Raw genomic sequence first — 23,726 nt, forward strand, 5'->3', positions numbered from 1 at the left:
GGGGCTACGGCGCGCTTGCTGCCTTGGGCGCCGGCGCGTCCACCTTCTCGACCTTGGGGTCGTCCCAGGTGCCGGTGATGTGGAACTCGCGCGTGCTGGCCGCGGCCATCGGGCGGCTCAGGATCATCTGGGCCAGGAAGGCGCCCAGGGCGACGGCCGGGTTGATGGCCGCGTAGGCCAGCGACGCGCCACCCGCCGACACCTCCGGCACAACGACGACGCGCAGCTTCTGCGTCTCGGCGGCCAGGTCGGTGCTGCCGTCCACCAGCACGGCGGCCTGCAGGCCGCGGATCCGGATGTTGTCGCTGCGGGCGATGCCGGCGGCGATCTTCACGTCGCCGGTCACGCCGTCGAAGGTGAAGCCCTCGGCGAACACGTCGCGGAAGTCCAGCAGGAAGCGCCGCGGCAGCGACTGCAGGCTCAGCACGCCCAGCAGCCGGCCCACGCCGGGCTCGGCCTTCAGGAAGGTGCCGGTGTCCAGCTGGATGTTGAACGCGCCGGCCATGCTGGCGTAGTGCGGCGCCAGCGGCGAGCCGTCCCAGCCCACCTGGCCGGCCAGCTGGCCCTTGCCGCCGCGCAAGGCCTGACCCTGGCCCAGCCGTTCCAGCAGCTTGCCGGCGTCGGCAATGTCCAGCTGCCAGTCCAGCTGGGTGCGGCGGTGGCCGGGGCTGGGGTCCAGGCCCGTGCCGCCCCAGCGGCCGCTGGCGGTCAGCGTCGCGTCGGGCGAACGCATCTGCAGCTTCTCCAGCTTCCAGTCGCGCGCCGCGGCGGGCGCCTGCGCCAGCACCTCCAGCCGGCCCATGCGCTTGCCGCGCAGCTCGAAGTCGTCGACTTCGATGTCCAGCGACGGCAGCGGGCTGGCGGTGGCGGCCGCCTTGCCGGGGTCCATCAGCTCGCTGACGGTGTCGGCCTCCGAGCGCGGCAGCGACAGCCGCGTCAGCCGCGCCTGCACGGCGTCCACCTGGCTGCCGCGCACGCCCTTCAACTCGATGCGGCCCGTCAGCTGCTCGGCGTCGACGTTGAGCCGCCAGGTGGTGCCGTCGCGCGCCACCGTGGCCGCCACGCGGCCCAGCTGGCGGCCGCCCACCTTCAGCGCCTGGCTGCGCAGGCCGATCTGGCTGGGCAGCAGGCCGCCGTCGCCGCCCTCGCCGTCGCCGGGCGCGCCGCCCAGCGCCGCCAGGCGCTGCTGCCAGGCGTCCAGGTCCAGCGTGGCGACGTTGACCTGCAGCAGCACGCCGGCAGCGGGCAGCGCGGGCAGCTTGTCCTGCACGGCCAGTGCGCCGCGCAGCACCTGCGAGCTGGCACCGGACACGTCGCGCTGCAGCTGCGCCTGCAGCAGCGGCGTGCCGGCCGCGCCCACCTCCAGGCGGATCTCGTCGCGGCCGGTGCCCGTCGGCGAGATCAGCAGGCGCAGCGGCAGCGCTGCGTCGGCCTCCTTGTGCGCCGGTGCGGGCAGGTCCAGCGCCATGCCCTGCAGGCTGCTCGACACGCTGAGCTCGGGCTGACCGTCCTTGGGGACGGCGAGCTGGAAGCGGTAGGCCGCCTGGCCGCTGGCGGCCTGGGCCAGGCGCGTCACGGCGCCCAGCTCGCCGGCACGGCGCAGGCCCTCGGCCGTGGCCTGGCCCTGCACGGCGAAGCGCAGGCTGCCGTCGCGCTGCGTGCCGCCTTCCAGGCCTGCATCGCCGCCGAGCAGCCGGGCCGTCATGCCGGCCAGCTGCAGGCCGCGGCGGTCGAAGTCGATGCGCCCGCGTGCACCGGCCAGCACCGGCAGCTCGGGGCGCAGCTTCAGGTCCACGCCGCCCAGCTGCAGCTGGCCCTTCAGCGTGGTCTGGCTGGTGTCGTCCAGCGGGATGGCCAGGCCCAGCTTCAAGCCCACCGGCCCCTGCGCCGACGCCGTGCTCAGCGCGCGGCCCAGCCACTCGTCCAGCGGCGAGCCGCGCACGAAGTGCAGCAGGTCGGCGCCCTGGCCGCGGCCGGTGCCGTCCAGCTGCAGCACGCGGCCGTGGTGCAGGTCCTTGATGCCGCCGTTGACGCCTGCCAGCTCGTAGCCCAGTACCTTGGTGCGTCCGTCCTTGATCTGCAGGCCGCCGCGCTCGAAGACGACCTCGGCGTCCACGCCCTCCATCACGGGCCAGTTGGTGCCGACGTCGCTGGGCGGCACGTACGCCAGCGTCACGCCCTGCGCCTGCATGGACACGCGGAACTGGCCGGTGGACCTGGGCTGGTCGAACGGGAAGTCCGCCAGCTCGCCCTTGAGCCGCACGTGGACGTTGCGCGCCTCGCCGCCCAGCAGCGCGCGGCTCAGGTAGCTGCGCGTGGCGGGCAGGCGCTGCGGGATGTAGCGCGCCACGCGCGTGGCGTCGGCGCGCGGCGCGCGGCCCGTCAGGTCCAGGAAGCCGGCCGTCGTGGCGCCGGCGGGGCGCCGCCAGGTGACGTCGAACTCGCCGCTGAGGTCGGGCGTCTGCAGCTGCAGGTCGCGCAGCTTCACCTCCACGTCGCCCGGTGTCCTGGCGCCGGGCTGGGGCAGCTGCCAGCTCAGCTGCGTGGCCAGCCGGGTGATGGGCAGGCGCGGGTCTTCGAACAGGCCGGGCAGCTCGACCTCGCCGTTGTGCACCGCCAGCCGGGCCGTGCCGCCACGCTCGCTGGCGTCCAGCGCCAGGCTGGCGCCCTGCAGCCCCGGGCGGCCGAGGTGACCCTCCTGCTCGGCGGCTTTGGAGGCGATGGCCAGCCCGTCCAGCTGGGCCTTGACGCGGTAGCTGCGCGGCGCGTCGAGCGCCCCCTGCCACTGGCCGGTCAGCGCCGTCAGCACGCCGCGCGGCGCCAGCTCGTCCAGCAGCTGGTGCGTGCGCGGGCCCAGCGGCAGGCGCTGCGCGATTTGCGCCATCAGCGCGAAGTCCAGCCGCTGCGCGTTGACCTCGCCGCCCAGCACCTCGTCGTTCTTGCCGAGCTGCAGGCTGACGCCCCAGTCGGAGCGCGGCCAGGCGACCCCGTCGCCACTCACGAAGCCCAGCTGATGGGCCTGCAGGCTGAGCCGGTCCTTCGCGCGGGCCAGGTCCAGCCGGCCTTCGATGTGATCCAGGTCCAGCTCGGGCGCCGAGTCCAGCAGCTTCAGCCGCACGGCGCGCAGCGCCAGGTCCAGCGTCGCGCCGGTGGGCTCGCCGTCCTTGATCTGGCCCCAGGCGCGCACGGCGCCGTCGCCCTCGCTGAGCTGGAAGGGCAGGTCCACGTGGCGGCGCAGCTGCCGCAGGTCGGCGCGCGGCAGCTCGGCGTACAGCTCGCCGCTCCAGTGCGCGAACTCGCCGGGGCGCTTCAGCAGGCTCTGCGTGAATTTGCCGCGCAGCGAGAAGCGCTGGCCCCAGTCGGCCGGCGGCGTCGCGTCCAGGCGCAGCTGGTGGCGGCGCAGGCTGTTGCGCAAGATGAAGTTCAGGTTCGACAGCTCCAGTGGCCGGGCGTCGGCGCGCTTTTCGTCCACCCAGCGCACGCGCCCGCCGATGATGGCCAGCTCGGGCTGGCTGAACAGCCAGTCCAGCCCGGCGTCGGTGGTGCCGGTGTCGGTGCGCTCGGCTTCGTCCAGCCCCAGGCCGCCGATGAAGAGGCGACCCGCCGCGTCGCGGCGGATGACGAGCTCCGGTGCGTCCACCAGCAGCTGCGAGAAGCGCGGCTGCAGCAGCACCAGCGAATGCGCCGACAGCACGGCCGACACGCGCGGCAGCGTCAGCGCCGGGCGGCCGGTGGCGTCCAGCACGCGCACGTCGCCCAGTTCCATGCGCGGCATCCAGCCGCCGGACTGCACCGTGATGCGGCCGATGCGCAGCTCTACCCCCAGCGCCTTTGAGGCTTCCTTTTCCAGCCAGGGACGCCACTCGTTGGCCTGCGGGAGAATGGCCCAGTGCAACACCGCCCACGCCACCACGCCCAGGCCCCACACGAGGGCCAGCACCAGCAGCGCCCAGCGCAGCAGCCGCCAGCACAGGCGCAGTGGCCAGCCGGCGGCGCGGGTGCAGTGGTGGAGGGCGGCCGAAAAGATGTCAGACACGTTGTCTCGGGGCACGTGGAGAAAAACCGGCCGGCAGGCAATCTAGCACAGGGACATGAGCGCAACGTTTCCCGTTATTGCTGAGCACAGCCGCTATGTGCAGCGTGTCCGGCGCCGCTATGCGGCCGAGCTGGCGCGGCTGCCGGCGGGGCAGCCCGACCGGGCCGTCATCACCGCACTGGTCGACGACCTGGCCCGCGACCGGCCCTTGGCCAGCGCGCTGCGCGTGGCCCGCCACCTCGTCATGGAGCGGCTGGCGGTGCTGGACATCGAGCAGGGCGCCACCGTGGCCGACGTCACGCTGGCGATGACGCACCTGGCCGAGGTGACGCTGGACAAGGCGCTGGCCGCCGCCCGCGCCGAGCTGGACGCCGTGCACGGCGCACCGCGCACCGCCGACGGCCGCGACATCGCGTTCTGGGTCATCGGCATGGGCAAGCTGGGCGCGCGCGAGCTGAACGTGTCGTCCGACATCGACCTCATCTACGTCTACGAGGACGACGGCGAGACGCACGGCCCCCGCCCGGTCAGCGCCCATGAGTACTTCGCCCATGTCGCCAAGAAGCTCTACGCGCTGATCGGCGACGTGACCGACGACGGCCAGGTGTTCCGCGTCGACCTGGCGCTGCGCCCCAACGGCAAGAGCGGCCCGCCGGTCGTCAGCCTGGGCATGCTGGAGGAGTACTTCCTCGTGCAGGGCCGCGAGTGGGAACGCTTCGCGTGGCTGAAGAGCCGCGTCGTCGCGCCGCTGACCGGCCTGGGCGCGCCGGCCGACCCGCGCACGCTGGCGCTGCGCGACCTGGTCACGCCGTTCGTCTACCGCCGCTACCTGGACTACGGCGTCTTCGAAGGCCTGCGCCAGCTGCACGGCAAGATCCGCAGCGAGGCCAAGGCCCGCGCCGCCGGCCGGCCGGAGCGCGCCAACGACGTGAAGCTGTCGCGCGGCGGCATCCGCGAGATCGAGTTCATCGTGCAGCTGCTGCAGGTGGTGCGCGGCGGCCAGTTCCCCGAGATCCGCACCCGCTCCACCGTGAAGGCGCTGGGCCGCGTGGCCGAGCGCGGGCTGATGAAGCCCGAGACCGCCGCGAAGCTGGCCGACGCCTACGTCTTCCTGCGCCGCGTGGAGCACCGCATCCAGTTCCTGGACGACCAGCAGACCCACTGCCTGCCGCAGGCCGATGCCGACCTGGCGTGGATCGCCGCCTCCATGGGCCTCACCTGCTCGCGGGAAACCTGTGAGCTGTTCGAGCAGCTGGGCGAGGTGCGCGAGCTGGTGGCCACCGAGTTCGATGCGCTGCTGCACGGCGCGCCGCAGCAGTCCGGCGGCTGCACGGGCGGCAACTGCGGCGGGCCGAAGCCCACCGTGGACGGCGAGGACTTCCTGCAGCGCCTGCCCGAGGCGCTGGCCCGGGCCGTGCGCGCGCTGGCCGAGACGCCCCGCGTGCAGGGGCTGCGCGAGGAGTCGCGCCAGCGGCTGGCCAAGCTGTTCTACCGCGCGGCGCAGGCCGTCGAGGCGGACGAGTGCTCGCTGGACGCCGCGGTGCGCTTCGTCGACTGGGTGGAGCCGCTGCTGCGCCGCGAGAGCTATCTGGCGCTGCTGGTGGAGCGCCCGGCCGTGCAGCAGCGCCTGCTGCGGCTGCTGGGCCTGGCGCGCTGGCCCATGCGCTACCTGATGCAGCACCCCGGCGTCATCGACGAGCTGGCCGACCCGCTGCTGCTGCAGGCCCGCTTCGACCGCGACGCCTTCCTCGCCGACCTGCGCGACCGCGAGCAGGGCTGGGCCCGCAGCGGCCAGGCCGACGAGGAAGCGCTGCTGGACACGCTGCGGCGCGCCCACCATGCGGAGGTGTTCCGCACGCTGGTGCGCGACGTCGAGGGCCGCATCACCGTCGAGCAGGTGGCCGATGACCTGAGCCTGCTGGCCGACGCCGTGTTGCAGATCGCCATCGCCTGGGCCTGGGCGCGCTTCAACAAGGCGCACCGGCCCGACCCGCGGCTGGCCGTCATCGCGTACGGCAAGCTGGGCGGCAAGGAACTGGGCTACGGCGGTGACCTGGACGTGGTGTTCGTCTTCGACGACGACGACGAGAACGCCAGCGACATCTACGGCGCCTTCGTGCGCCGCCTCATCACGTGGCTGACGCTGCGCACGTCCGCCGGCGAGTTGTTCGACATCGACACCGCGCTGCGGCCCAACGGCAACTCGGGGCTGTTGGTCACGTCGCTGGCGCACTTCGAGGCCTACCAGACCGGCCGCGGCAGCAACACCGCGTGGACCTGGGAGCACCAGGCCATCACGCGGGCGCGCTTCTGCGCCGGCCACCCCGACCTGGCCGAGCGCTGCGAGGGCGTGCGCCGCCAGGTGCTGACGGCGCCGCGCGACGCCGACGCGCTCAAGCGCGAGGTGCAGGCCATGCGCGAGAAGGTGCGCGCGGCGCGGCCGGTGAGGCCCGGGCTGTTCGACGTGAAGCACAGCGAGGGCGGCATGATGGACGCCGAGTTCGCCGTGCAGTTCCTCGTGCTGGCGAATTCGGCGGCGCATCCGCAGCTGCAGGACGATCTGGGCAACATCGCGCTGCTGCTGCTGGCCGAGACGCTGGACCTGCTGCCGGCCGGCGTCGGCGTGGCGGCCGCGACGGCCTACCGCGAGCTGCGCCGCGTGCAGCACAAGGCGCGGCTGGATGAGCAGTCGACGGCGCTGGATGCGGATGCTGCTGCGCCGTTGGCGGTGCATCGTGCGGCCGTGAAGGCGTTGTGGCTCGCTGTTTTTGGTTGATGGCCAGGCCCAGCCGGGAATTCGCCCCGGCGGGCGACCTACTTTTTGGGCGACCAAAAAGTAGGCAAAAAGTCGCCCCTGCTCCGTCGCCCCTCCGCTGCGCTACGGGGTCCCCTGCGATGCTCGAACGCCGAGGCTCGCACGGAACTCGCTTCGCTACGCTGCGCTCAGACAGCCGTGCGAAGTCAGTTGACGAAGCGCGCTGCGCGCGCGCCTCGGCGTTCTGTGCTTCTCGGCTCCTCCAAAGGGGAGTGAAGGAACAGCCGAACAGCCAACAGCCAACAGCCAAACCCGAAAGCCGGCTGGCGCCGGCTGTTCGGTATGCCCCCTTTAGCACCGCCGAGGAACGGAAGGTCTTGAGGCCGTGCGCGCAGCGCACTTCAAGGACTGACTTCGCGCGGCTGTCTGAGCGCAGCGCAGCGAAGCGAGTTCCGCGCGAGGCCTCAAGACCTGAGTACCGCAGGGAACCCGAAGCGGAGCGCAGGGCGGTGCGGTCGGGGGGAGCTCTTTGCCTACTTTCTGGCGGCCCAGAAAGTAGGTCGCCCGCCGGGGCGAAATCCCGGCACCACTCTCGGCGATGACCCGCAGCAGCGTTTGGCTCCTGCTCTGCGCGGCATTGGCTGCGGTGTCAGCCATCGCCTGGCCCTTCCCCCGCGAAGCGCTGGACTGGCAGCCCACCCTGATCGCCACCCAACCCTGGCGCGCCGTGACGGCCGCCTTCGTGCACCTGACGCCGCTGCACCTCGCCGCCAACCTCGCCGGCTGCGTGGTGCTGGCGCTGCTGGGCCACCGCGCCGCGCTGGGAAGGCGCGAAACGATGGCCGCCCTCATCGCGCTGCCGCTGACGCAGCTGGCGCTGCTGCTGCGCCCCGACCTGCTGCGCTACGCCGGCCTGTCCGGTGCACTGCACGCGCTGGTGGCCATTGCCGCGCTGACGCTGCTCATGCGGCGCAGCCGCGACCACCTCGTCGGCGCCGCCATCCTCGCTGGCCTGGCTGTCAAGCTGATGCTGGAGCATCCGCTGGGCCCCGCGCTGCGCGCCACGCCCGGCTTCGACTTCGCCGTGGCGCCCTTCGCCCACCTGACCGGCGCCGCCGCCGGCGCGCTGGCCTGGCTGTTGACGTTTCGTATAAAGGCGAAATAATCGGTACTCCTTCCGGGAGACCGCAATGAGCCACGCCACCGCCTTCGCCATCGGCCACTTCGACGTGGCCGGCCCCGACCTCGCCCGGCTGGGCGACTTCTATGCCGGCGTGTTCGGCTGGCGGGTCGACCCGCGCGGCCCGGGCTACGCACAGCTGCGCACGCCCGCGGGCAGCCCCGATGGCGCGCTCGTCGAGCAGCCTGAATCGGCCCTCACGCTGGGCATCGTCGTGCCCGACCTGGCCCGGGCGCTGGCCCAGGCCACGGCGGCGGGCGGCCGCGTCGAGATGCCGGCCACCGACAACGGCTGGGTGATCAAGGCCCAGGTGCGTGACCCGGCTGGCAACCTGCTGACGCTGATCCAGCAGTGACCGACGCCGAGCTGGACGAGGCGCTGCGCGCGCTGGCCCATGTGGAGCGCCGGTTGTTCCTGCGCGAGTGCCTGGACCGAGAATGCGCAGCCGGCGAGCTGGCCGACATCTCGTCGCTGGCGCTGGCCAGCGTGTCGGAGCACCTCAAGGTGCTGCGCAAGACCGGCCTGCTGACGCTGGAGGTGCGCGGCCGCTTCTGGATGTATCGCACCGACGCCGCGCGGCTGCAGCTCGTGCTCGCCGCGCTGCACGGCAGTTTTGAATTGGAAAAGTGAGAACACCATGGGACGTGAAGCCCTTTGCACCGCCCGCGTGGGCAACGAGACCGCCGAGGTCACGGCCCTGCTCGAATCGACCACCGTCGTGCTGCGCGGCGCGCTCAAGCGCAAGTGGGCCATCGCCGCGCTGCAGAACCTGCGCGCAGCCGGCGAGGACCTGCTGTTCGACGTGGACGGCGAGGCCGTCGCGCTGGCGCTGGGCGAGAAGGAAGCCGGCAAATGGCTGACCAAGCTGCAGACGCCGCCGCCCACGCTGGCCGCCAAGCTGGGCGTCAGCGCTGCGAACCCGGCGCTGTTGATCGGCCCCACCGTCGGCACGCTGGACCCGGCGCTGGCCGAGGCGCTGTCACACGGCCTGACCGGCAACGTCAAGGAAGCGCGCATGCTGGTGGCCGTCATCAGCAAGCCCGGCGAGCTGGAGCGCATGGCCGACTTCCACGCCACCATGCTGTGCAAGACCGTCTGGGTGGTGCATCAGAAGGGCCGCGACGCCTTCCCGTCCGACGCCGAGATCCGCATGGAGCTGCGCGGCCGCGGCTACGTGGACAACAAGACCAGCGCGGTGTCCGACACGCTGACGGCGACGCGCTACGTGCGCAAGTAGCCGCGTGCGCCAGTCCCGACTCGACGGCCGCGCCGTCGCCCTGCTGCTGCTGTGCTGTCTGCTGTGGGGCATCAACCAGGTGGCCGTGAAGGCCGCGTTGACCGAGATCGGGCCGCTCTGGCAGGCGGGGCTGCGCTCGGTCGTCGCGGGGGCGCTGGTGTGGCTGTGGTCCGCCGCGCGCGGCGTGCGGCTGTTCGAGCGCGACGGCAGCGGCCCGGGCGGCCTGCTGGCCGGCGCGCTGTTCGCGGCCGAGTTCGCCTGCATCTTCATCGGCCTGCAGTTCACCAGCGCGTCGCGCATGGTGGTGTTCCTCTACCTGTCGCCGTTCGTCGTCGCGCTGGGCATGCCGTTCATCGCGCACGGCGAGAAGCTGTCGGGCCGCCAGTGGGCTGGCCTGGTGCTGGCCTTCGGCGCCGTCGCGTTCGCGTTCGCGGAAGGGCTCACCGCGCCGCACAGCCCGCGCCAGTGGTGGGGTGACGCGCTGGGCGTGGCGGCGGCCGTGCTGTGGGGCGGCACGACGCTGGCCATCCGCGCGACGAAGCTGGCCGCCGCGCCGGCCGAGAAGACGCTGCTGTACCAGCTGGGCGTATCGGCGCTGGCGCTGTGCGCCGCCGCGGTGGCCGCGGGCGAGCCGCTGCCGCCGGCCTGGTCGCCGCGGCTCGTCGGCCTGTTCGGCTTCCAGGCCGTCATCGTGTCGTTCGCCAGCTATCTGGCGTGGTTCTGGCTCATCCGCCATTACGCGGCCACGCGGCTGGCCGTGTTCACGCTCAGCACGCCGCTGTTCGGGCTGCTGGCCGGCGCGCTGCTGCTGGGCGAGGGCATCAGCGTGCGGCTGCTGGCGGCACTGGCCGCGCTGGCGGCCGGCATCGTGCTCGTCAACCGCTGATGTCGCCCCGGCGGCAGGCCGGGCACGCCGCGCTGCCTAGACTGCCGGGCTCACACCCAGGAGACACCCCATGATCACGCTGTGCGGCATCCCGCTCTCGAACTACTACAACAAGGTCAAGCTGGCCCTGCTGGAGAAGGGCATCCCTTTCGACGAGGCCTACGTGAAGACGCATTCCCACGACGAGGCTGTGCTGAGCGCGTCGCCGCTGGGCAAGGTGCCGTTCATCCGCACGCCGCAGGGCGCGCTGTGCGAGAGCCAGGTCATCAATGACTACCTGGAGGCCGCCTACCCCGACACGCCGCGGCTGATGCCGGCCGATCCGTTCCAGGCCGCGAAGGTGCGCGAGCTCATCACCTACGTGGAGCTGCACCTGGAGCTGGTGGCGCGCGAGCTGTACGCCGAGGCCTTCTTCGGCGGCCAGGTCAGCGACGGCACCAAGAAGCGCGTCGCCCGCGTGCTGCCCGAGAACATTGCCGCGTTCAGGCGGCTGGCCAAGTTCGGCCCCTACCTGGCGGGTGACACCTTCACGATGGCCGACTGCGCCGGCTGGGTCAGCCTGCCGCTGGTGGCCATGGCCACCAAGGCCATCTACGGTGAGGACCTGCTGGCCGCCGGCGGTGTGGACTGGAAGCCCTACGCCAAGCTCATTGGCGAGCGCCCGCACGCCGTCAAGGTGGCCGCCGACCGCAAGGCCGACCAGCAGGCCTCGCTGGCCGCCAACCGCGCCAGCAGCTGAGTAGGGCCGCGCATCGGCAGAGCGCGGAAATCCGCCACGCGCCGGCGTGGCTCGCACCACGTTTGTTGCACCTGGGCACGGGTGGGCACGCCTAAACTGGTTCGATTCCTTGCTGCCCCCCTGCCGCCATGACGTCTCTGCGTCCGTTGCTGTTCGCTCTTGCCGCCGCCGCGCTGGCCGCACCGGCGGCCGCCCAGACCCCGGCCGATGCCGAAGCCCGCGTCATCGTGCGCTTCAAACCCCAGGCCGACAGCGTGCGCGCGAAGCGCCTGAGCCTGCGGGCCACACGCCTGGAGGCGCGCGAGATCGCGCAGACCCGCGCGACGGCGCTGGGCCTGCGCACGGGCCAGGCGCTGCGCGCCGGGCTGAGCCTGGACGAGCGCACCCACGTCGTCACGGCCCGTGGCATGACGGCCGCACAGCTGGTCAGGCAGTTGTCCGCCGACGCGGAAGTCGAGCTGGTGGCCGTGGACGGCCGCCGCCAGCACCTGGCGGTGCCCAACGACCCGCTGTTCGGCGGTGCGGCGGTCAACCCTGAGGGCGTCATGGGCGGCATTCCCAGCCGAACCATCGATCAGTGGTACCTCAAGGCCCCCAGCAGCACGCCGGGCCAGGTGGTGTCCAGCGTCAATGCGCCGGGGGCCTGGGACCTGACGGCCAGCCTGACCAACACCACCGTCGTCGCCGTGCTGGACACGGGCGTGCGCATGGACCACCCGGACCTGGCGGGCCAGTTCGTGGCCGGCTACGACATGATCGGCTACGGCAGCCCCGGCAGCATGTCCACGGCCATCGCCAACGACGGTGGCGGGCATGACAGCGACCCCTCCGACCCGGGCGACTGGGTCAGCTCCGCCGACGTGTCAGGCGGTACGTTGGGCACCGGCTGCACCAGCAGCAACGTCGCCAACAGCACCTGGCACGGCACGCGCGTGGCGGGCCTCATCGTCGCCAAGGCCAACAACGGCCAGGGCCTGGCCGGGCTGGGCTGGAGCGGCACCGCACAGGGCGGGCTGCTGAAGGTGCTGCCCGTGCGCGTGCTGGGCAAATGCGGCGGCTACGACAGCGACATCATGGCCGGCATGAAGTGGGCGGCGGGCATCGACGTGCCGGGCATCGCCGCCAACCCCAACAAGGCCAAGGTGCTCAACCTGAGCCTGGGCGGCACCGGCAGTTGCGGCACCACGGGCACCGGCGGCCTGTACCGCGACACGATCACGCAGGTCAACGCGACCGGCGCCACGGTCGTCATCGCGGCCGGCAATTCCGAGGGCCAGGCCGTGGGCCTGCCGGGCAACTGCCCCGGCGTCGTTTCCGTGGCGGCGCTGCGCCACGTGGGCACCAAGGTCGGCTTCTCCAGCATCGGCCCGGAGGTCACCATCGCTGCGCCGGGCGGCAACTGCATCAACATCACCGCCGGCCAGCCCTGCCTGTACCCCATGGTCAGCACGACCAACCGCGGCACGACGACGCCCATCGCCAACGACGAGGCCTACACGAACAGCAACGCCTCCGTCGGCACGAGCTTCTCGGCGCCGGTGGTCAGCGGCATCGTCGGGCTGATGGCGGCAGTGCGCCCGGCGCTGACGTCGGCCGAGGCCACCGCCGCGCTGAAGCTGACGGCCCGCACCTTCCCCACCAGCGGCGGATCCACCGGCATCGCGGCCTGCGCGGCGCCCAGCAGCACGGTGCAGGACGAGTGCTACTGCACCAAGACCACCTGCGGCGCCGGCATGGTGGACGCCGCCGCGGCCGTCGCGGCCGCCAAGGCGCTGAACAACGCCGCGGTGACGATCACGCCGTCGGCCGCCACGTTGACGGCCACGCAGTCGGGCACGCTGACGGCGGCCATCACCGGCCTGGCCAGCGGCAAGACGGTGGCCGCGACGCAATGGACGCTGCTGAGCGGCGCCGGCGTCGTGAACGGCTTCAGCAGCGGCGCCAACACCGCCACGGCGACGCTGACGCCCGCTGCCGCCGGCACGTTCAGCGTGCAGGCCGACGTGACCGACAGCGACGGCTATGTGCACAGCCAGACGGCGACGGTCACGGTGAACGCGGCGCCCGTCGTCACGCCGCCCGCCAACACGGGCGGCAGTGGCGGCGGCGGTGGGGGTGGATCGGCCAGCCTGGCCTGGCTGGCATCGCTGCTGCTGGCGGCGTTCAGCCTGCGGAAGCGGCCGACGCCGCAGCCGCGACGCTGCAAGCCCTGAAGCCGGCGGCCAGCGCGGGGTCGCGGCTGGCCTTGAGCCGGCCGGCGAGCAGGCCGTCGGCCTGCGGGATGACCAGCGTGTGGCGTGTGGCCGCGGCCTTCAGCGCCAGCACGCGCAGGCCCTTCAGGCCGCGCTTGTCCAGCGCGGCCAGCTCGGCCGAGGCGTCGGCCTGGCTGGCATGGCGGCTCAGCACGAAGGCCGGTTGCTCGGCCGGCAGGCCTTCCAGCGGCTCATAACTCAGGCGCAACTGCTTGTAGGTGGCTTCCTTGCGGGCGCGGAACTCGGGGTCGGCCAGCTTGATGGTGGCCACGACCCACACGCCGGCCTGCTCGCTGCTGCGCACCTGCAGTTCGGCCACGGGGGCGCCGGCGGTCTTCAGCGCGGCCTGGGCGGCGGCCAGGGCGGCGTCGCCGTCCAGCGGGCCCAGCTCCAGGCAGCTCCGCTGCGCCAGCGCGGCCACGGCGCTGGCGGCCAGCGGCGTGATGCGCTCCGGGTGCTGCTGCGCGGCCACGCGCTGCGGCTCGCGGCCACCCTCGGCGGGCAGGCCCGTGACGGCGTCCAGCCAGCCGCGCGACCAGATGAAGAACAGGGCGTTGACCGCCAGCAGCACGATCACCACGACACGCATCACGGGGAGGTCTCCAGTCTCAGGCTCAGTTCGCCGGCGCTGATGGGGCACAGGCCGGTGTCCGTGTCCAGCAGCAGCTCGCCGCGGGTGGACACGCCGCGCGCGATACCGGCCTGCTCGCCCACGCGCACCGCGCGGCCGGCGGTCAGGTCGCGGCGCGAGAACGCCAGCTGCCAGGGGCCGAAGCCCAGCGTCTCGAAGTCGGCCAGCAGGCCGCGCAGCGCCGGCGCCAGCCGGTCCAGCGTCGCGCCGGCCGTGGCGGCAGGGTCCAGCGTCTGCAGCGCCGCGTGGCCGCTGGCGAAGGCGCTGCGGTCGGCGTCGGCCGGCAGCGGCTGCAGGTTCAGCCCGATGCCGATGACGACGCCGCGGCGTTCGGCCGTGAGGGGCACGGCCTCGATGAGGATGCCGCCCAGCTTGGCGCCGTCCAGGAACAGGTCGTTGGGCCACTTGAGCTGGATGCGCCCGCCCGCCGGGTCCAGCACGTCGGCGACGGTGCAGCCGACGGCCAGCGACAGGCCGGACAGGTCCAGCCCGGCGGGCACCGTCACGGCGACGGAGAACGTCAGCGCCGCGCCGTCGCTGTGCCAGGCGCGGCCCAGCCGGCCGCGGCCGGCGGTCTGCCGGTCGGCCGACACGATCAGCGGCCCACCGCCGGCGCGCAGATGGTTCAGCGCTTCGGTGTTCGTCGAGCCGCATTCGGCGAGGTGGCGCCGCTCCATGCGCTCAGCGGCCCTTCGGTGCGAGCATCGTGCCGCGGCACGTGAGGGCACCGCACCAGCAGGCGAACTGCTTCTTGACCTTGGCGGTGTGGCGCTGGTCCAGCACCAGCCCGTAGTCGTAGAACAGCTCCTCGCCGGGCTCGATGTCGCGCAGCGCCTTGATGAAGACGCGGCCGTCCACTTCGTCGGCCTCGCAGTTGGGCTCGCACGCGTGGTTGATCCAGCGCGCATCGTTGCCGCCGTACAGCGCGTCGATGACCTGGCCGCCTTCGATGTGGAAGTAGAAGGTGTGGTTGGGCTGGCTGGGGTCGTGCGGGTGGCGGTCCACCGCCTCTTCCCAGCTGATGCGCTCGCCGGTGTACTCGATGATCTTGGCACCCGCCGCGATGGGGGCCGCCGCGTAGACGCCGCGTCCGTGCACGCCGGAATCACGAACTTCGATCTTGCGGCGTGGGGTTTTTGGCGTCATCGGCGCTGTGGTACGGTGATTTCATGGGTGCGCGTGCGTGTAGGCGTGCGCGCGAGGCCTGCATTCTAGGCAGGGGATCCCGAGTTCCCCGCTGCGAGACAGATCAAGAGACTGGACCTGATGAGCAAGACACTGATCATTGCCGAGAAGCCAAGCGTCGCGCAGGACATCGTCCGCGCGCTGACTCCCGTGGCGGGCAAGTTCGACAAGCACGACGACCATTTCGAGAACGAGCAGTACGTCGTCAGCTCCGCCGTGGGCCACCTGGTGGAGATCGCGGCGCCCGAGGAGTTCGACGTCAAGCGCGGCAAGTGGAGCTTCGCCAACCTGCCGGTGATCCCGCCGCACTTCGACCTCAACCCCATCGACAAGAACAAGGGCCGGCTCAACGCCCTCGTCAAGCTGATCCGCCGCAAGGACGTGACGGCCCTGATCAACGCCTGTGACGCGGGCCGCGAGGGCGAGCTGATCTTCCGCTTGATCGAACAGTATGCGCAGCCCGCCAAGGGCAAGCTCAACAAGCCCATCCAGCGGCTGTGGCTGCAGTCCATGACGCCCGCGGCCATCCGCGAGGGCTTCGAGAAGCTGCGCAGCGACGCGCAGATGCTGCCGCTGGCCGACGCCGCGCGCTGCCGCTCGGAGGCCGACTGGCTGGTGGGCATCAACGGCACGCGCGCGATGACGGCCTTCAACTCTCGCGACGGCGGCTTCTTCCTGACGACCGTGGGCCGCGTGCAGACGCCGACGCTGTCGGTGGTCGTCGAGCGCGAGGAGAAGATCCGCAAGCATGTGGCCCGCGACTACTGGGAGCTGCGCGCCAGCTTCGACGCCCAGGCCGGCCAGTACGAGGGCAAGTGGTTCGACCCGGCGTGGAAGAAGAACGACGACGCCGAGCGCCGTGCCGACCGCCTGTGGACGCAGGCCGAAGCGGACGAGATCGCCAAGGCCGTGCTGGGCCAGCCCGCCAAGGTGACGGAAGAAAGCAAGCCCAGCACCACCAGCTGCGGCGGCCTCTACGACCTGACGACGCTGCAGCGCGAGGCCAACTCGCGCTTCGGCTTCTCGGCCAAGACGACGCTGGCCATCGCGCAGGCGCTGTACGAGAAGCACAAGGTGCTGACCTACCCGCGGACGGACTCGCGCTTCCTGCCCGAGGACTACCTCGCCGTGGCCAAGGACACGGCCAAGATGCTGGCGACGGAAGACCTGCCCGGCCCGCTGGCCGCGCTGTCGGCGCACGCCGCCAAGTCGCTGAAGGAGGGCTACATCAAGCCCACCAAGAAGGTGTTCGACAACGCCAAGGTGTCGGACCACTTCGCCATCATCCCGACGCTGCAGGCCCCCAAGGCGCTCACCGAGGTGGAGGCCAAGCTGTACGACATGGTCGTCAAGCGCTTCCTGGCGGTGTTCTACCCGCCGGCCGAGTTCCTTGTCACCACCCGCATCTCCAAGGTGCTGGACAAGCATCACTTCCAGACCAACGGCAAGGTGCTGGTGAAGCCGGGCTGGCTGGCCGTCTACGGCAAGGACGTGGATGACGAGGACGCCAACCTCGTGCCGGTGCAGCCGGGCGAGGTCGTGCGCACGGAGAGCGTCGACGTGAAGGCGCTGCAGACCAAGCCGCCGGCACGCTACACGGAAGCGACGCTGCTGTCCGCGATGGAAGGCGCCGGCAAGCTCATCGACGACGACGAACTGCGCGAGGCCATGGCCGAGAAGGGCCTGGGCACGCCGGCCACGCGGGCGGCCACCATCGAAGGTCTGATCACCGAGAAATACATGCTGCGCGAGGGCCGCGAGCTGATCCCGACGGCCAAGGCCTTCCAGCTGATGACGCTGCTGCGCGGCCTGGAGGTCGAGGACCTGACCAAGCCGGAGCTGACCGGCGACTGGGAGTCCAAGCTCGCCGCGATGGAGAAGGGCAAGCTGAGCCGCGAGCAGTTCATGGCCGAGATCGCGGCCATGACCGAGAAGATGGTCGCCAAGGCCAAGGGCTATGACCGCGACACCATCCCGGGCGACTATGCGACGCTGAAGGTCCCGTGCCCCAAGTGCGGCGGCGTGGTGAAGGAGAACTACCGCCGCTTCACCTGCACCGGCAAGGATGGCGCGGCCGAAGGCTGCGGCTTCTCCATCGGCAAGATCCCCGGCGGCCGCAGCTTCGAGCTGGGCGAGGTGGAGACCTTCCTCGCCAACAAGAAGATCGGCCCGCTGGAGGGCTTCCGCTCCAAGGCGGGCTGGCCGTTCACGGCCGAGCTGGCGCTGGTCTACGACGACGAGATCGCCAACTGGAAGCTGGAGTTCGACTTCGGCGAGGACGCCAAGAAGGCCGAGAACGACGGCGAGCCGGTGGACTTCTCCGGCCAGCAGAGCCTGGGCGCCTGCCCCAAGTGCCAGGGCCATGTGTATGAACACGGCGCCAACTACGTCTGCGAGCACTCGGTGGGCGAGAAGGTGACCTGCGACTTCAAGACCGGCAAGGTCATCCTGACCCAGCCCATCGAGCCGCCGCAGGTGCACAAGCTGCTGACCGAGGGCAAGACCGACCTGCTGGAGAACTTCGTCTCCAACAAGACGCGCCGCAAGTTCAAGGCCTTCCTGGCCTATGACAAGAAGGAAGGCAAGGTCGTGTTCGAGTTCGAGCCGCGTGCCGGCAAGGCGCCGCCGGCCAAGAAGGCGCCCGCGAAGAAGGCTGCCGCGAAGGCGTGATTCCCCCTATGCTTCCTCCCAACGGCACGCTCGCACGGGCTGGGAGGAAAAGATGGCGCTAACGCCATTGAGCATCGGCATACAGACGCGCCTGACCGCCGGCATTGCGTTGGTGGCCAGCCTGTTGGTGTTGGCCGTGGGTTGGACCTGGACCTCGCATGAGGAGTCCGAGCTGATGCAGGGCCTGCACCAGCGCGAGGCTCGCATGGCCGGCCTCATCGAGCGCGGCTTTGCGGGGCCGATCTGGAATCTGGACCATGTCGCCATCGAGAACCTGCTCGATGCCGTCATGGCCGACCCCGAGGTGCATGCGATCGAGTTGCAGGGGCTGGGGCTGCGCGGCGGCCAGGCCCGGCGTGAGCGTGACCACCCGGCCAACGGCCCGCTCAAGCGCGAGTTCGCCATCACCTACCAGCCCGCGGTGGACGTGCCCGGCGCGCAGGTCGCGGCTGCGGTGCTGACCTTCACGCGGGACCGCGTCGACGAGCAGATCCGCCGCACGCGGCTGTTCGTCGTGGAGCTGCTGGGCGTCGTCGTCGTGGGCATCGTCATCGCCAGCTCGTTGCTGGTTCACTGGCTGGTGCGCCGCCCGGTCGCGCGGCTGGGTGCGCTGGCCCAGCGCGTGGCCGCCGGCGACCTGGGCGCGCAGGAGGCGGTGGAGCGGCGCGACGAGATCGGCGAGCTGACGATGCGCTTCAACGCGATGAGTCTGAAGCTGCGCAGCGCGGCTGACCAGGTCCAGCTCACCGCCCAGGGCCTGCGCGTCAGCGAGGCGCGTTACCGCAGCCTGTTCGAGAACGCGACCGAGGGCATCTTCCAGGCCGATGCCGACGGCCGTGTGCTGAGCATGAACCGCGCGTTCATGCAGATGCTGGGCCTGACGGGGCTCAGCCCCGTGGGCCGACGGCTGCGGGAGCTCACCGGGCTGCGCCGCAGCGAGATGCTGCGCGTGGCGGCCGTGCTGAACGAGCAGGGCCAGGTGCAGCAGGTGCAGCTGCAACTGCGGACGCAGGCCGGGCGGCCGCTGTGGGTGGAGCTGAGCGCGCACTGGGTGGAGGCTGAAGGCGGCCAGCGGCGCATCGAGGGCATGGTCATCGACATCTCGCTGCGCCGCGAGGCCGAGGCCGAGCTGACGCGCCACCGCGACCATCTCGAAGAGCTGGTCGCCGAGCGCACGGCCGAGCTCAGCGAGGCCAAGCTGCGCGCCGAGGCGGCCAACCAGGCCAAGGGCCGCTTCCTGGCCACGATGAGCCACGAGTTCCGCACGCCCCTAAACGCCATCCTGGGCTTCACGCAGCTGATGCAGATGGACCCCGGCGTGCCGGCGCCGCAGCAGGGGCGGCTGCAGCTGATGCGCGACTCGGGCCTGCATCTGCTGGAACTCATCAACGACGTGCTGGACATGGCCAGCATCGAGGCCGGCAAGGTCAGCCTCAAGCTCGCGCCGGTGGACCTGCGTGCGCTGCTGGACATGGCCTGCGACAGCGTGCGCCTGCGCGCCGAGCAGAAGAACCTGAGCTTTGCGCTGGACGTGGACCCGCGGCTGCCCACGCAGGTGCTGGTGGACGGCCAGCGGCTGCGCCAGGTGCTGCTGAACCTGCTGTCCAACGCGGTGAAGTTCACCGACAGCGGCACCGTCAGCCTGACGGCCGCCGTCATCGAGCCCGTGAAGGACGGTCAGGTGCGGCTGCGCTTCGGCGTGACGGACAGCGGCATCGGCATGACGCCGGCCCAGCAGGCGCGGCTGTTCCAGGCCTTCGAACAGGTCTCCGAGGCCTCGCGCCACCTGGGCGGCACGGGGCTGGGCCTGTCCATCAGCCAGCAGCTGGTGCGGCTGATGGGCAGCCAGATCGTCGCGCAGAGCACGGCGGGGCAGGGCAGCAGTTTCAGCTTCGAGCTTCGGGTGGCCGTGGTGTGACGTCGACGTTGTTTGCCGGGCCGAGCGCCGGGCCGCTCCCAAGCCGGCCCGCCAAGGCGATGTGCGAGCGGCTCAATGCCGCGAGCATCGCCGTCCCCTCGGGGGCTTCGGCCGGACACATGGCGCCCGGTGGGCGGCATGTGCCTGCCGAAGAGCTGCGGCACTGTCCGCAGCGCGGTCTGCAGGACCGCCCAGACACGCCCGCGTTCAGCGGGGCGCGGCTGGGCGAGGGGCTGCAATGACCTGGGCGATTGCCGCCAAGCTGCTGGCCATCCTGGTCGCCGTCGCCATCGGCTGGGTCGTCGGCCGCATGCGCTGGCTGGGCGGCGGCGCCGCGGGCAGCGACTCGGACCCCGCGCGCGTGCTCGCCAACGCGGCGTTCTACATCTTCGTGCCGGCGCTGCTGTTCCGCACCACGGCGCGGCTGGACACGGCGGCGCTGCCCTGGGCCTTCCTGGGCGCGTTCTTCGTGCCGATGCTGGTGCTCATCGCGCTCGCGTACGGGTTGTACCGCTGGCGGCTGGCGCCGGGGCAGAACGTCGTCACGCCCAGCGTCAAGGCCATCACGGCGGGCTTCGGCAACACGTTGCAGGTGGGGCTGCCGGTGGCCGCCGGCGTGTTCGGCGAGAAGGGGCTGGCGCTGCACATCGCCGTCGTCAGCCTGCATGCGCTGTGCATTCTGACGCTGCTGACGACGTTGGTGGAGCTGGACCTGGCGCGCGAGCGCGCGTCGGGCCGGCTCGTCGACACGCTGCTGCAGACGGTGCGCAACACCGTCATCCACCCGGTGGTGCTGCCGGTACTGGCCGGGCTGGCCTGGAACGCGACCAACCTGCCGCTGCCGGCCGTGGCCGACGAGGCGTTGCAGTCGCTGGGCACGGCCGTCGTGCCGCTGTGCCTGACGCTGATCGGCATGTCGCTGGCCTACTACGGCTGGCCGCGCACCTGGAACGGCCTGGTCGGGCTGGTGGCGGCCAAGCTGCTGCTGATGCCGGCCGTCGTGCTGGCGGTGGGCCACTGGCTGCTGGGCCTGAGCGGCATGCCGCTGGCCGTCATCGTCATGATCGCGGCGCTGCCCACGGGCTCCAACGCGCTGATCTTCGCGCAGCGCTACCGCGCGCTGGAGGCCGAGGTGACGGCCGCCACCGTCGTCTCCACCGTGCTGTACGTGGCCACCGCGCCGCTGTGGCTGGCCGTGCTGGCCCGGGTTTCCCCATGGTGACTCCCGGCACTTGGGGCCCGTCGCACCGCCGCGGCCCAATCTTCGTCTCACCCTTTCAGGATCGCTCCGCATGAATGCTCCCGCCCCCCGCCGTCTTGCCGTGCTGCTGGCCCTGGCCGGTGCGCTGTCGCTGCCCGCCTGGAGCACGCCCGTGGCGCCGCCCGAGGGGGCCGTCAGCACCGCGGCGGGCCAGCTGGCCATCCGCCACGAGAAGTTCACGCTGCCCAACGGCTTCGAGGTCATCCTCGTGGAAGACCACCGCCTGCCGCTGGTGGCCTTCAACCTGTGGGTGCATGCCGGCCCGCGCAACGAGGCCAAGGGGCAGACGGGCTTCGCCCACCTGTTCGAGCACCTGATGTTCGCGGGCAGCCGCCACGTGCCGCGCGGCGAGTACGACAAGCACGTCGACGCCGCCGGCGGCACCGATGCCAACGGCTCCACCAACTTCGACCGCACCAACTACTTCTTCACGCTGCCGTCCAACCAGCTGGAGAAGGGCCTGTGGCTGAAGGCCGACATGCTGGGCTGGATGATCGACGAGGTGGACTCGGTGGCGCTGGCCAACCAGCAGGACGTGGTGCGCAACGAGCGCCGCCAGACCACTGAGAACCAGCCCTACGGCATCGTCGAGGAGGCCAAGTACCACGCGCTGTACCCCGAGGGCCACCCCTACCGCGCGGCAGTCATCGGCTCGCATGCCGACATCCAGAGCATCCGGCTGCAGGACGTGAAGGCCTTCGCCCGCACCTACTACCGGCCCAACAACGCGACGCTGGTGCTGGCCGGCGACTTCGACCCGCGGCAGGCCAAGGCGCTGGTGCAGAAGTACTTCGGCACGCTGAAGGCCGGCCCCAAGCCGCCGGAGGTGAAGGTCGCCATGCCCGAGATCACGCAGGAGCGCCGCCTCGTCGTGCGGGACCGCATCGAGCTGAGCCGCCTCAACCTGGCCTGGCACACGCCGGCCATGTACCAGGCGGGCGACGCCGAGCTGGACGTGGCTGCTCATGTGCTGGGCGGCGGCAAGGCCAGCCGGCTGTACGGCCTGCTGGTGCGCGACAAGCAGCTGGCGCAGAGCGTGCACGTGGGGCAGGACTCGCAGTCGCTGAGCTCGGTGTTCGACATCGAGGTGGTGGCCCGGCCCGGCGCGTCGCTGGACGAGATCGAGAGGCTGGTCGACGCCGAGGTCGAGCGGCTCGCCACCACGCCGCCCACCGATGCCGAGATCGCGCAGGCCCGCGCCGTCATCGAGACGCAGGTGCTGCAGCGCATGGAGAAGGTCACGTCGCTGGCCGACCTCGTCAACCACTACAACCAGATGGCCGGCGACCCCGGCTACCTGGGCCAGGACCTGGCGCGCTATGCCGCGCTGTCGCCGGCGGCCGTCAGCGCCGCCGTGGCGCAGTGGCTGGGCAAGAACCGCCGCGTCGCGCTGCAGGCGCTGCCGGGCGAACAGGTGCTGGCACCCGAGGTGCCCACGCCGCCCATGCCGACGAAGGCGGCCAAGGGCGAACGCGAGGCGATGAACGCGGCCGAGCCCTGGCGCAACAAGCCGCCCGCGGCGGCCAAGGCCCAGCCGCTGGTGTTGCCGGCCGCGCAGAGCTTCACGCTGGCCAACGGGCTGACGGTCATCCACTCGCCCAAGCCGGGCCTGCCGCTGGTCAGCGCCAGCCTGGTGCTGCGCGCTGGGCAGGCCGTGAACCCGGCCGACAAGCCCGGTCTGGCCGGCTTCGTGGCGGCCATGCTGCCCGAGGGCAGCACCACGCGCAGCGCGCAGCAGATCGCCGAAAGCCTGGCCGCGCTGGGCGCCACGCTGACGGCCCAGGGCGGCGCCGAGGACGCGCGGCTGGACTTCTCCGGCCGCAAGGCCGCCGCCCGCGACGGCCTGGCCCTGCTGGCCGATGTGACGCTGAACCCGGCCTTCGCCGCGCCCGACATCGAGCGCGTGAAGGCGCAGCGCCTGGCCGCGCTGGCGCAGCAGCGCGAGCAGGCGGACCTGCTGGCCAGCGTGGTGGGCAACCGCGCCGTCTACGGCGAGGGCCATCCGCTGGCCGCCAACGCGCTGGGCACGGAGGCCAGCCTCCAGGCCGTGGACGCAGCCGCGCTGCGCGGCTTCTGGCAGGCGCACTACCGGCCCGAGCGCGCGGCCCTGGTGGTGGCCGGCGACCTGACCGAGGCCGAGCTGCGCGCGCTCGTCGAGCCGCTGTTTGGCGCGTGGCAGGGCCAGGGTGCGGCCCCCGTGGTGGCACCGCTGCCGCCGGCCCGGCCCATCGCGGCCCGCACCGTGCTGGTGGACAAGCCCGGCGCGCCGCAGACGGCGCTGGCCGTCGTCGCGCCGGGGCCCACCGCGGCCGTGCCGGACGTGGCCTCGCTGAAGGTCATGAACGCCGCACTGGGCGGCCTGTTCACGTCGCGCATCAACAACCAGCTGCGCGAGGTGAAGGGCTACACCTACGGCGTCTACTCCGGCTACACGCTGGGCCGCGAGCGCGGCCAGTTCGGCATCCGCGGCAGCGTGCGCACCGACGTGACCGGCGCGGCGCTGGTGGACATGTGGAAGGAGATCGCCGGCATGCGCGCCAAGCCCATGGGCGCGGCCGAGCTGAACCGCGTGCGCAATGCGCAGCTGCTGAGCCTGCCGGGGCTGTTCGACACCAACGTCGCCGTCGTCGGCGGCTATGCCGGCAACTGGTCCGCGGGCCAGCCGCTGTCGGCCGTCACCGAGCTGCCCGCGAAGTACGCCGCCGTCACGTCGGCCAGCGCGTTGAAGGCGGCGCAGCAGCACCTGGACCCGGCGCGCCTCATCGTCATCGCCGTGGGCGACCAGGCCAAGGTGCAGCCGCAACTGGAGGCGCTGGGCCGCCGGCCCGTCGCGCCGCTGGCACCCTAGATGTGAAGCTTCAATAGGTTGTATCCGGTGTTCATCCGGGTTGGGTTTGAGAGACTGGAAGTCGCCAAACACCCAATCCACAAGAGCCCGGAGTCCGGATGAACAGCCATAAGCATGCCCGATTGACG

General features: G+C 71.8%; 16 protein-coding genes. 12 read left to right on the plus strand and 4 right to left on the minus strand.

The genetic code is table 11. The annotated features are described in order from the left end of the window. Positions 1–4: 4 nt before the first annotated feature. Complete coding sequence (locus tag ACG04Q_RS23715) at positions 5–4,036, minus strand: YhdP family protein (protein ID WP_394514033.1); 4,032 nt, start codon at positions 4,034–4,036, stop codon at positions 5–7. Positions 4,037–4,091: 55 nt separating this feature from the next. Between ACG04Q_RS23715 and glnE the strand changes: the two genes are divergently transcribed. From glnE to ACG04Q_RS23755, 8 genes are all read left to right on the plus strand, one after another. Continuing rightward, a complete protein-coding gene (glnE, locus tag ACG04Q_RS23720) occupies positions 4,092–6,812 on the plus strand; it encodes a bifunctional [glutamate--ammonia ligase]-adenylyl-L-tyrosine phosphorylase/[glutamate--ammonia-ligase] adenylyltransferase (RefSeq protein ID WP_394514035.1) in 2,721 nt (906 codons plus the stop codon). Between the two features lie 625 nt (positions 6,813–7,437). Further along, positions 7,438–7,956, plus strand: a complete 519-nt coding sequence (rrtA, locus tag ACG04Q_RS23725; RefSeq protein WP_394514036.1) for a rhombosortase — start codon at positions 7,438–7,440, stop codon at positions 7,954–7,956. Between the two features lie 25 nt (positions 7,957–7,981). Further along, on the plus strand, positions 7,982–8,326 hold the full coding sequence (locus tag ACG04Q_RS23730) for a VOC family protein (RefSeq protein ID WP_394514037.1): 345 nt from the start codon (positions 7,982–7,984) through the stop codon (positions 8,324–8,326). Further along, entirely contained in the window at positions 8,323–8,601 is a 279-nt protein-coding gene (locus tag ACG04Q_RS23735) for an ArsR/SmtB family transcription factor (RefSeq protein WP_394514039.1), read from the plus strand. Before ACG04Q_RS23730 ends, ACG04Q_RS23735 begins: the two co-directional genes overlap by 4 nt. 7 nt (positions 8,602–8,608) lie before the next feature. Continuing rightward, positions 8,609–9,208 carry a hypothetical protein gene (locus tag ACG04Q_RS23740; protein ID WP_394514041.1) on the plus strand — a complete coding sequence of 200 codons (600 nt, stop codon included), beginning with the start codon at positions 8,609–8,611 and terminating at the stop codon, positions 9,206–9,208. Between the two features lie 4 nt (positions 9,209–9,212). Further along, complete coding sequence (locus tag ACG04Q_RS23745) at positions 9,213–10,094, plus strand: DMT family transporter (RefSeq protein ID WP_394514042.1); 882 nt, start codon at positions 9,213–9,215, stop codon at positions 10,092–10,094. Between the two features lie 70 nt (positions 10,095–10,164). Continuing rightward, positions 10,165–10,833, plus strand: a complete 669-nt coding sequence (locus ACG04Q_RS23750) for a glutathione S-transferase (RefSeq protein ID WP_394514043.1) — start codon at positions 10,165–10,167, stop codon at positions 10,831–10,833. 128 nt (positions 10,834–10,961) lie between these two features. Beyond that, positions 10,962–13,046 (plus strand): S8 family serine peptidase, encoded by a 2,085-nt coding sequence (locus ACG04Q_RS23755; protein WP_394514045.1) that lies wholly within the window; start codon positions 10,962–10,964, stop codon positions 13,044–13,046. On the opposite strand, the gene ACG04Q_RS23760 is transcribed toward ACG04Q_RS23755, so the two are convergent. From ACG04Q_RS23760 to ACG04Q_RS23770, 3 genes are read right to left on the minus strand one after another with little or no spacing between them, the layout of a single operon-like run. After that, the gene (locus tag ACG04Q_RS23760; protein ID WP_394514047.1) at positions 12,997–13,674 is read right to left on the minus strand and encodes a hypothetical protein; all 678 of its coding nucleotides are present in this window, start codon (positions 13,672–13,674) and stop codon (positions 12,997–12,999) included. The two genes, ACG04Q_RS23755 and ACG04Q_RS23760, sit on opposite strands and share 50 nt — an antisense overlap. Beyond that, positions 13,674–14,393 carry a biotin--[acetyl-CoA-carboxylase] ligase gene (locus ACG04Q_RS23765; RefSeq protein WP_394514048.1) on the minus strand — a complete coding sequence of 240 codons (720 nt, stop codon included), beginning with the start codon at positions 14,391–14,393 and terminating at the stop codon, positions 13,674–13,676. Before ACG04Q_RS23765 ends, ACG04Q_RS23760 begins: the two co-directional genes overlap by 1 nt. 4 nt (positions 14,394–14,397) lie before the next feature. Then, positions 14,398–14,862: an SET domain-containing protein gene (locus tag ACG04Q_RS23770; RefSeq protein WP_394514050.1), complete on the minus strand. Its 465-nt coding sequence runs from the start codon at positions 14,860–14,862 to the stop codon at positions 14,398–14,400. Positions 14,863–14,982: 120 nt separating this feature from the next. Here ACG04Q_RS23770 and ACG04Q_RS23775 point away from each other — a divergent pair, with 120 nt between their 5' ends. From ACG04Q_RS23775 to ACG04Q_RS23790, 4 genes are all read left to right on the plus strand, one after another. Next, entirely contained in the window at positions 14,983–17,571 is a 2,589-nt protein-coding gene (locus ACG04Q_RS23775; RefSeq protein ID WP_394514052.1) for a DNA topoisomerase III, read from the plus strand. Between the two features lie 52 nt (positions 17,572–17,623). Further along, positions 17,624–19,489, plus strand: coding sequence for an ATP-binding protein (locus ACG04Q_RS23780; protein ID WP_394514053.1), 1,866 nt, complete (start codon positions 17,624–17,626; stop codon positions 19,487–19,489). A gap of 238 nt (positions 19,490–19,727) precedes the next feature. Next, entirely contained in the window at positions 19,728–20,711 is a 984-nt protein-coding gene (locus ACG04Q_RS23785; protein ID WP_394514054.1) for an AEC family transporter, read from the plus strand. Between the two features lie 70 nt (positions 20,712–20,781). Then, the gene (locus tag ACG04Q_RS23790) at positions 20,782–23,598 is read left to right on the plus strand and encodes a M16 family metallopeptidase (protein ID WP_394514055.1); all 2,817 of its coding nucleotides are present in this window, start codon (positions 20,782–20,784) and stop codon (positions 23,596–23,598) included. Positions 23,599–23,726 lie beyond the last annotated feature (128 nt).

Origin of the sequence: Pelomonas lactea, assembly GCF_043555885.1 — a bacterium.
In the GTDB taxonomy this organism is placed as follows: domain Bacteria; phylum Pseudomonadota; class Gammaproteobacteria; order Burkholderiales; family Burkholderiaceae_C; genus Pelomonas; species Pelomonas lactea.